This is a genomic window from Paraburkholderia sp. Ac-20336, assembly GCF_017105025.1.
Lineage (GTDB): Bacteria > Pseudomonadota > Gammaproteobacteria > Burkholderiales > Burkholderiaceae > Paraburkholderia.
Genome location: NZ_JAAGPS010000204.1, coordinates 1 through 7,805 on the forward strand (window position 1 = coordinate 1; position 7,805 = coordinate 7,805).

The window sequence follows — 7,805 nt, forward strand, 5'->3', positions numbered from 1 at the left end:
ACGGGCACCGCACGATGCTGACGGTGTCGGCGCCGTCGCGCGGCGGCCTCCGCAACGTCGCCGCGAACCCGCTCGGGCCTGCCGGCGTTCCGCCGCTCCCGCCGCTTCCGTTGAGGTGATCGTGATGGCCGCTCCGACCGTACCGCCCGCAAACCCGCCCAAAGCCGTCACGCCGCTGGTGTTGTCGCGTAACGCTCAGGCCCAGGCCGCCGCGTTGGCCGTCACGCCGGCCATCCCGGCCGACGTACCGCTGCAGGTCGTGCAGGCCGCGCCCGTGAACGCGCGGCCGCTGTCGGACGACGGCGAATTCGCGGCGAGCGGCGAGGAGCGCAAGTTCCTCTGTCTGCTCGATGACGGCACGCTGCTGGTCGCGGACGGCCACGAGATGAATCCGTTCGTGCTGTCGTACTGCGCCCGGCTCGAACGGCTCAACTGCCGCTACGCGACACGGCTCGTGAGCCTCGACGCGATCCGGCGCGCCTATCAGGGGCAGCGCCGCGACGGCAGTGCCGAGCGCATCGACCACACGCAGATGCAGGTGGTCGCGAAAAATCTGATCGCGCGCGCGTGCGACGAGCGCGCCTCGGACATCCATATCCGCGTGAACCGCTTCACGACGGAAATCCTGTTTCGCGTCCACAACGAGCTGGTGCGCGTGTCGGAGCAGACGCGCGAGTACGGCGAGCGGCTGCTCGCGACGCTGTACTCGGCGATGTCGAGCGTGTCCGACAACACCTATAAGCCGAACGAGCGCCAGGACGCGGCGATCGGCGACCGCGACAAGCTGCCGGACCGCCTGTTCGGGGTGCGGATCGCAACCGCGCCGACCAGCGTCGGCAATCTGATGGTGCTGCGACTGCTCTACAACGACGCCGGCGAATCGACCGAGCTGACCGACCTCGGCTTCACGAGCGAGCACGCGTTTGCGTTCGACCTGCTCGCGCAGCAGCCGCATGGCATGAACATCATCAGCGGGCCGACCGGCTCCGGCAAATCGACCACGCTGCAACGCGTGCTGACGAGGCAGTTGCGCGACATGGCCGGCTCGATCCATGTCATCACCGTCGAAGACCCGGTCGAATATCCGATCGAGGGCGCGGTACAGACGCCGGTCGTCAACGCGCCGACCGAGGAAGTGCGCTCGCTCGCGTTCGCCGCCGCGATCTCGAACGCGATGCGGCTCGACCCGGACACGATCATGATCGGCGAGGTGCGCGACCGCGCTTCCGCGCAGAGCGCGCTGCGCGCGGCGATGACCGGCCACCAGGTCTGGACGACCGTGCATGCGAACGGCGCGCTCGCGATCGTCGACCGGCTCGTCGATCTCGGCTTGCCGCTCGCGATGGTCACCGACGAATCGCTCGTCACCGGCCTCATCAGCCAGCGCCTCGTCAAGCTGCTGTGCCCGCATTGCTCGCGGCCGCTCGCCGAGGCGGCGGACGAGCTCGACATGGGGCTCGTCGCGCGCGTCAAGCGGGCGGTCGGCCCGCGCTTCGACCAGGTGCGCATCGCGGGGCCGGGCTGCCCGTGCTGCAAGCACGGCACGATCGGGCGCACGGTGCTCGCCGAGGTGATCCACACCGACACGACGTTCTTCGAACTGCTGCGCGCCGGGCGCAAGGCCGATGCCCAGCAGTACTGGCTGCAGCAGCTCGGCGGGCAGACGGTCGCGCAGCACGCGATCGAAAAAGTGGCCGCCGGACTCGTCGATCCGCGCATGGCGGAGCGCGTGGTCGGGCCGCTGACGCAACACGGCGGCGCGCGTGCGCTCGCGCTGGAAAGCGTCTATGGCACTTGAACTGAATCGCCGCTGGGCGCGCGTCCAGTTGACCGCGCCGGCGCGTATGCGGCTTTACCGCAAGATCGCGAAGATGCTGTCGGCCGGGCTGCCGCTGCTGAAGATTCTCGAGGAGCTGGAACTGCGCGCGTCGCACGAGGGCCGCAAGCCGAACGAGCCGCTCGCGCTGACGCTCGCCGACTGGCGCAGCGTCGTGCAGAACGGCGGGATGCTGGCGGAAGCGCTGGCGTGGTGGGTGCCGCACGCCGAACAGATGATCGTGATGGCGGGCGAGCAGTCGGGCCGCCTGGAAGCGTCGCTGGTCAACGTCTGCGCGCTCGTTCAGTACAGCAGGCGAATCCGGGCCGCGGTGATCGGCGGGCTCACGTATCCGGTCGTGATTCTCGCGATGACGGTCGGCTACGTCTACCTGTTCGGCAAGCTTGTGATTCCGCGCTTCGCGAGCATCGTGAGCCCGGAACACTGGCACGGCGTCGCGCGCTCGCTGTACGAACTGTCCCGCTTCGTGCAGGGCGGGATGCTGTACTGCATCGTCGTCGCGCTGCTGCTGTTTGTGCTGCTCGTGTATTCGATGCCGCGCTGGTCCGGCAAGACGCGCAACGTGCTCGACCGCTATCCGCCGTATTCGGTTTACCGGCTGATCGTCGGTTGCGGCTTTCTCGTCGCGTTCTCGTCGTTGCAGTCGGCAGGCTTCACCGTCGAGAAGTCGCTCGCGCGGCTCGCGATCGATGCGCGGCCGTGGCTGCGACAGCGCATCGACGACGTGCTGTTCGGCGTGAAGTCCGGGCTCAACGTCGGCGAGGCGATGAAGATCACCGGCTATCGCTTCCCGTCGGCGGAGATCGTCGACGATCTGTGCGTGTACGCCGACTACAAGGGTTTCGCCGAAGCACTGCAGTCGATCGCGACCGAGTGGATCACCGAGGGCGTCGAGACGATCGAGGCGCAGATGCGGGTCATCAACGGTGCCGCGATCGTCGGGCTCGCGCTCGTGCTGTCGTGGCTCATCAGCGGATTCTTCGGAATCCAGCAGGAAATCGCCGGGCTCGCACGGAGCCTGCATTGACGAACTTATTCCGCGGGAGGGACCGGGTAGTGAGGGTGGTATCGGATTGAATGGCCAGGCGCGCACAACCCCTTGTCCCGTCGCGCCGATTGTCGAACTGAAGGAGCACAGCATGCAGCACATGAAGACCCCTACGAATGAATCGAATCGTTTCGCCATCCTGAATCAACGCTCGCGCCGCCGGCAACGCGGCGCCTCGCTGCTCGAGGCGATCGCCTATCTCGGGATCGCGGCGATCGTCGTGATCGGCGCGGTCGCGCTGCTGAACGGCGCGTTCAGCAGCGCGAGCACCAACGAGTTGTCCGAGCAGGTCACGGCGATCCAGACCGGCGTGAAGAAGCTGTATATGGGGCAGTCGGGCGGGTACGCCGACCTCAGCAACACGGTGCTGGTGTCGGCCGGCGTGTTGCCGGCCACGGTCACGGTGAGCAGCGCCGGCGCCGTGACCAACAGCTGGGGCGGTGCTGTCACGGTAGCCGGTACGGCCACTAATTTTACGATCCAATACGCGGAGGTGCCGGCGTCTGTCTGCGTCAACGCGGTGACGGGTGGTGGCGGCTGGACGTCGATCAAGATTGGTAGCACGACGGAAGGGACGCTGCCGATTGCGCCGTCTCAGGCCGCGACCGACTGCGGCTCTGCGCCGGTAACAATCGTCTGGACCTCTCTCTGACCACGATGATCCCGCCGCTTCATGCCTTCCTCCGCTCGCTCTCCGGAACCCGCTCATGTACCTGATGTGGGCCGTCGCCGCGCTCGGCGCGATTTTCGGCGCGTACGCGCTGCTCGACCACGGCACGGCGCCGCTCGCGCCGGGGCCGTCGTCGGTCGCGCTCGCGACGGGCATGAGCGAGTACCGGCAGGCGGTGATCGCGTTCGCACGGCAAAACCCGACGTTTACCGGCAGCGTGTCGGCGGCGGCGCTCGCGCCGTTTCTCGGCGCGAACCAGCCGACGCCGCTCTGGCAGAACTACGTGCAGCCGAACCAGGACGCGGCCGGCAGTCTCGTCGTCGTCTACGGAACGCAGGCCTCGGCGACGGCCGCGATCACCGGCATGGAGCAGCTTGCGCAGGGCTCCGCGCTCGCGGGCGTCGCGCTCGGCCCGAGCATCGTGTCGCCCGGCAATCCGGCGGTGCCGCTGCCGGCCGCGCTTGCGAACACGATTCCGAACGGCATGCCGGTTTGGATGGCCCAGGCATATGACTAGGCCGCTCCGCATCACGCCTTCCTTCGCCGGCCGCCTGCGCGCACGCGGCTTCACAATGATCGAGATGCTCGGGGTCCTCGCGCTCGCGGCGATCCTCGTGACGGGCATCGCCGTGATGGCAAACTCGGCGCTCGAAGACACGCGCGGGCAGCAGGCCGCGCTGTACCAGTCGCAACTGGTGGCGGCGGCGACGCAACTGATCGAACAGAATTTCGCGGCGCTGTCGACGCAGGCGAACGCCTCGACACCCGTCGTCGCGAAGCTGACCGGCACGCCGCTGCAGATGTCGACCTACCTGCCGTCCGCGCTCAGCGCGACGAACGCGTATGGGCAGACGCCGTGCCTGCTGATCTACGGCACCGACCAGCCGGGCGCGCTGCAGGCGCTGCTCGTGACCGAAGGCGGCACGACGATTCCCGATCCGGAACTCGGCTATATCGCCGGGAATGCGGGGGCGGGCGGCGGCTCGATCCAGGCGGCCAACAATCCGTCCGGCGCGGCGAACGGCGCGTTCGGCAGCTGGAAGGTCGCGACGCCGAACCCGGCCGGCGCGACGTGCTCGGGCACGAAGACAGGTGTCGGCCACGTCGCGAGCCTGATCTTCTACAACGGCTCGCAGACGCAGAACGCCGATTTCCTGTACCGCGTCGCGGTGCCCGGCAATCCGGCCGCGAACACGATGCAGGTGCCGATCGTGCTCGCGCAGCAGACCGACTACACAGACTGCTCACAGACCGGCGCCATCGCGGCCGACTCGACCGGCAACGTGCTGAGCTGCACGGGCAGCAAGTGGACCCCGCAGGCGTCGCTTCACTGGCGCGAGCCGGTCGCTAACGCGGGGGTGCTGCCGTCGTCGGCTTCGTCGAGCCAGGGCGACGTGCGAATGACGCTCGCGACGAACCGCGCATACACGTTTAACGGCACCGACTGGCAGGCCCTCGCGGTCGACGAGGCAGGCAACCTCGCGCTCGGCAACGCGCAGACGCTCGGTGCGGACTGTCCGGCGCAGGCGTCGGGCACGACGCTCGTGTCCACCGACGCGACGGGGCGCGTTCTGTCGTGCCGCAACGGCACCTGGCAGGCACAGGCGGAGATCAACCCGCAGCCGTTCCCAACCGACACCGATTGCGCGGTGCAGGTCGGCCAGTCGGGCACGAGCGATTTCCCGTGCGGCACGCAGGCCGGGGCGATCACGTACGACGACACGATGGGCTATTACCAGTCGGTCGTCACGCGCAACGTGCCGCAACTGCCCGCGAACGGCGCCCTTTCCGTCTACGCGTGGTCGCACCTGAACGACGCGTTTGTGACGTCCTGTCCGAGCGCGCCACAGGACCTGACGGGCGGTAGTGGCGGGTACGTGACGCTGCTCGTCGAACTGCTGAACCTGGACCTGCCCGACGGCAGCAACGTCGTCGCGAAGGTCGTCAACCAGTCGTCGCGGGTGAGGGGCGATCTCGCGAACGTGCCGGTGAACATGACGAACGCGCTGCCGCTGAACAAGAACGGCTACCAGGTACGCCTGACGACGTTCTGGATTTTGTATGGCAGCGCGAACCCGGCGTCGTTTCAGCCGAGTTACTGCGGCACGGGCAACAACATCTTCCCGGCAACCGGAGTGGTGACCTCGTGGAATATCACGCCAACCTACTGATCCGCCGCCGGCCCGGTGCTGCCGCGCCCGCCGCTGCCCGAAACCGGGCGGCGACGGGGCGCGCCGCGTCAGTGCGGCGCGAGCGTCTGCAGCATCTCGTGCAGTTCCAGCCGGCTGTAGGCGGCGCGCAGCACGTCGCGCGGCAGGCACTGCTGCTTCGACGCGAGGCTGAACAGATGGTCGTTCAGCAGGCGCGACATGTTGTCCTCCTTGCGCTTCATGAACTCGGCAAGGTACGGCAGCTTGGCCGGGTCGGTCAGCATGCCGGCGATCTGCTGGTTGTTGTTGAACAGCAGTTCGCTCGCCAGCACGAAGTTCTCGCCGTCCTGGGTCGGCACGAGGCACTGGCAGATCACGCCGATCAGGCAGTTCGCGAGCGCGGCCGCGTAGCGCTCGCGCTGCTCCGCCGGGAAGAACGACAGCAGCCGCGTGATGGTGCCGACGGCGCTCGCCGTGTGCATCGTCGCGAGCACCAGGTGGCCCGATTCGCCGGCCTGCAGGGCCGTTTCGGCCGTCTCGGGGTCGCGCACCTCGCCGACCATGATGACGTCGGGCTTCTGGCGCAGCGCCTCGCGCAGCCCGGCCGGGAAGCTCGGCGTATCGGTCGGCACCTGGCGCTGCGAGACGATCGACGAGCGGCCTTCGAGTTCGTACTCGATCGGCTCCTCGATCGTGATGATGTGGGCGTTGCGCGTCCGGTTGATGTGTTCGAGCAGCGACGCGATCGTCGTGGTCTTGCCGGAGCCGGTCGGCCCCGTCACGAGCACGAGCCCCTTCGCGCTGTCGATCATCGAGCGCACGTAGGCGGGCAGGCCGAGCTTGTCGAGCGGCAGCGGTTCGAGCGGCAGGCGGCGAATCGAGATCACCAGCTTGCGGCCGCCGTTGGTGCGGTAGATGTTGCAGCGCAGCCGGCAGCGCGTCAGCACGAACGGGCGATCGATCGCGCCGCGTTGCAGATGCGCTTCCCAGTCCGGCTCGATCGCCGCGAGCGTCGGCACCATTTCGTCGAACAGCACCGGCTCCTCGCCGACGGCGAGCCAGCCGCGCGGCGCCTTGATCATGATCGGGCGGTCCTGCTCGATGTGGATGTCGGTGAAGGTCTGACGCAGGTCGATCAGTTCGAGAATTTCGCGCGTGAGGTCGCGGCGCTCCGGCAGCGGGGCGTTCATGGCCGAGGGTGTCCTGGTAATTCGAAGATAGACGGAACTTACATGAAAAATCTCAGAGGTGTCGGGGAAGCCGGCGCGAATTCGTTGTCCCAGCGGGGGCTGCAATGAAGTTCGCCGGTAGATTGAGGGCGCTCGCCGTCTGCGCGGCATTGGCGGCCTGCGGCGTGGCGCCGCAGGCCAGCGCGGCGCCGGTGCACTGGAAGAAGGCGATCGTCGACTACGAAGCCGAGGGCAAGGATATCAAGGACGTGCTGCGCGACCTCGGTTCGAGTCAGGGCATTCCGACGCGGATCGCGCCGGACGTCACCGGCACGGTCAGCGGCAAGTTCCATCTGCCGCCGCGCCGCTTTATCGACACGCTCGCCGCGTCGTTCGGCTTCGTCTGGTACTTCGACGGCGAGATCCTCGATATCACGGCCGCGTCGGATCTGCAGAGCACGCTCGTGAAGCTCGACACGGCGGACACCGCGTCGCTGAGCGACGCGCTCGACCGGCTGCACATCTCGGACGACCGCTTCCCGATCGTCTACGACACCGCGCAGGGCACGGCGCTCGTCAGCGGACCGCCGCGCTACGTGCAGATGGTGACCGCGGTCGCGAACCGGCTCGACAGCAACGCCGCGCGCGTGAGCGGCACCGAGGTGCGGGTGTTCCCGCTGCGCCACGCGTGGGCCGAGGACCGCACGGTGCCGCTCGACGGCCAGAAGGTGACGCTCGAGGGCGTCGCGGCGGTGCTGAACAACATCTACCATCCGCACAGCGAGAAGGGGCAAGGCCAGGGCCAGGGTAAAGGCGGCAACGGCAACCGCGGCGGCCACGCGGGGGCGGGCAGCGTGACGCGCGCCACGCCGCTCAACGACGTGAACGGCAACGCGAGCAACGGCCCGTACGTGCCGCCGCCGGTGCCGCC

The 7,805-nt window shown here is 68.2% G+C and carries 7 protein-coding genes; 6 read left to right on the top strand and 1 reads right to left on the bottom strand.

The genetic code is table 11. The features are described from left to right. The first annotated feature begins 124 nt into the window (after positions 1 to 124). The 5 genes from GXB81_RS29690 to pilV all read left to right on the top strand — a co-directional run bounded on the left by GXB81_RS29690 (position 125) and on the right by pilV (position 5,726). Positions 125 to 1,798: an ATPase, T2SS/T4P/T4SS family gene (locus GXB81_RS29690; RefSeq protein ID WP_205991084.1), complete on the top strand. Its 1,674-nt coding sequence runs from the start codon at positions 125 to 127 to the stop codon at positions 1,796 to 1,798. After that, positions 1,788 to 2,864, top strand: coding sequence for a type II secretion system F family protein (locus GXB81_RS29695; RefSeq protein WP_205991085.1), 1,077 nt, complete (start codon positions 1,788 to 1,790; stop codon positions 2,862 to 2,864). The genes GXB81_RS29690 and GXB81_RS29695 overlap by 11 nt, the downstream gene beginning before the upstream one ends. A 121-nt stretch (positions 2,865 to 2,985) precedes the next feature. Next, the gene (locus GXB81_RS29700) at positions 2,986 to 3,537 is read left to right on the top strand and encodes a type 4 pilus major pilin (protein ID WP_205991086.1); all 552 of its coding nucleotides are present in this window, start codon (positions 2,986 to 2,988) and stop codon (positions 3,535 to 3,537) included. 55 nt (positions 3,538 to 3,592) lie between these two features. Then, positions 3,593 to 4,072, top strand: a complete 480-nt coding sequence (pilM, locus tag GXB81_RS29705; protein WP_205991087.1) for a type IV pilus biogenesis protein PilM — start codon at positions 3,593 to 3,595, stop codon at positions 4,070 to 4,072. Further along, positions 4,065 to 5,726, top strand: a complete 1,662-nt coding sequence (gene pilV, locus GXB81_RS29710; RefSeq protein ID WP_205991088.1) for a shufflon system plasmid conjugative transfer pilus tip adhesin PilV — start codon at positions 4,065 to 4,067, stop codon at positions 5,724 to 5,726. Before pilM ends, pilV begins: the two co-directional genes overlap by 8 nt. 68 nt (positions 5,727 to 5,794) lie before the next feature. On the opposite strand, the gene GXB81_RS29715 is transcribed toward pilV, so the two are convergent. Further along, entirely contained in the window at positions 5,795 to 6,895 is a 1,101-nt protein-coding gene (locus GXB81_RS29715; protein ID WP_167044100.1) for an ATPase, T2SS/T4P/T4SS family, read from the bottom strand. Positions 6,896 to 6,999: 104 nt separating this feature from the next. Here GXB81_RS29715 and GXB81_RS29720 point away from each other — a divergent pair. Then, positions 7,000 to 7,805, top strand: an 806-nt coding sequence (locus GXB81_RS29720) for a secretin N-terminal domain-containing protein (RefSeq protein ID WP_346777828.1), incomplete at its 3' end; no start/stop codon positions are given.

Bases quoted from the DNA above. Each gene is read 5' to 3' on its own strand.
- GXB81_RS29690 (WP_205991084.1), top strand. From the start codon at position 125: ATGGCCGCTCCGACCGTACCGCCCGCAAACCCGCCCAAAGCCGTCACG.
- GXB81_RS29695 (WP_205991085.1), top strand. From the start codon at position 1,788: ATGGCACTTGAACTGAATCGCCGCTGGGCGCGCGTCCAGTTGACCGCG.
- GXB81_RS29700 (WP_205991086.1), top strand. From the start codon at position 2,986: ATGAAGACCCCTACGAATGAATCGAATCGTTTCGCCATCCTGAATCAA.
- pilM (WP_205991087.1), top strand. From the start codon at position 3,593: ATGTACCTGATGTGGGCCGTCGCCGCGCTCGGCGCGATTTTCGGCGCG.
- pilV (WP_205991088.1), top strand. From the start codon at position 4,065: ATGACTAGGCCGCTCCGCATCACGCCTTCCTTCGCCGGCCGCCTGCGC.
- GXB81_RS29715 (WP_167044100.1), bottom strand. From the start codon at position 6,895: ATGAACGCCCCGCTGCCGGAGCGCCGCGACCTCACGCGCGAAATTCTC.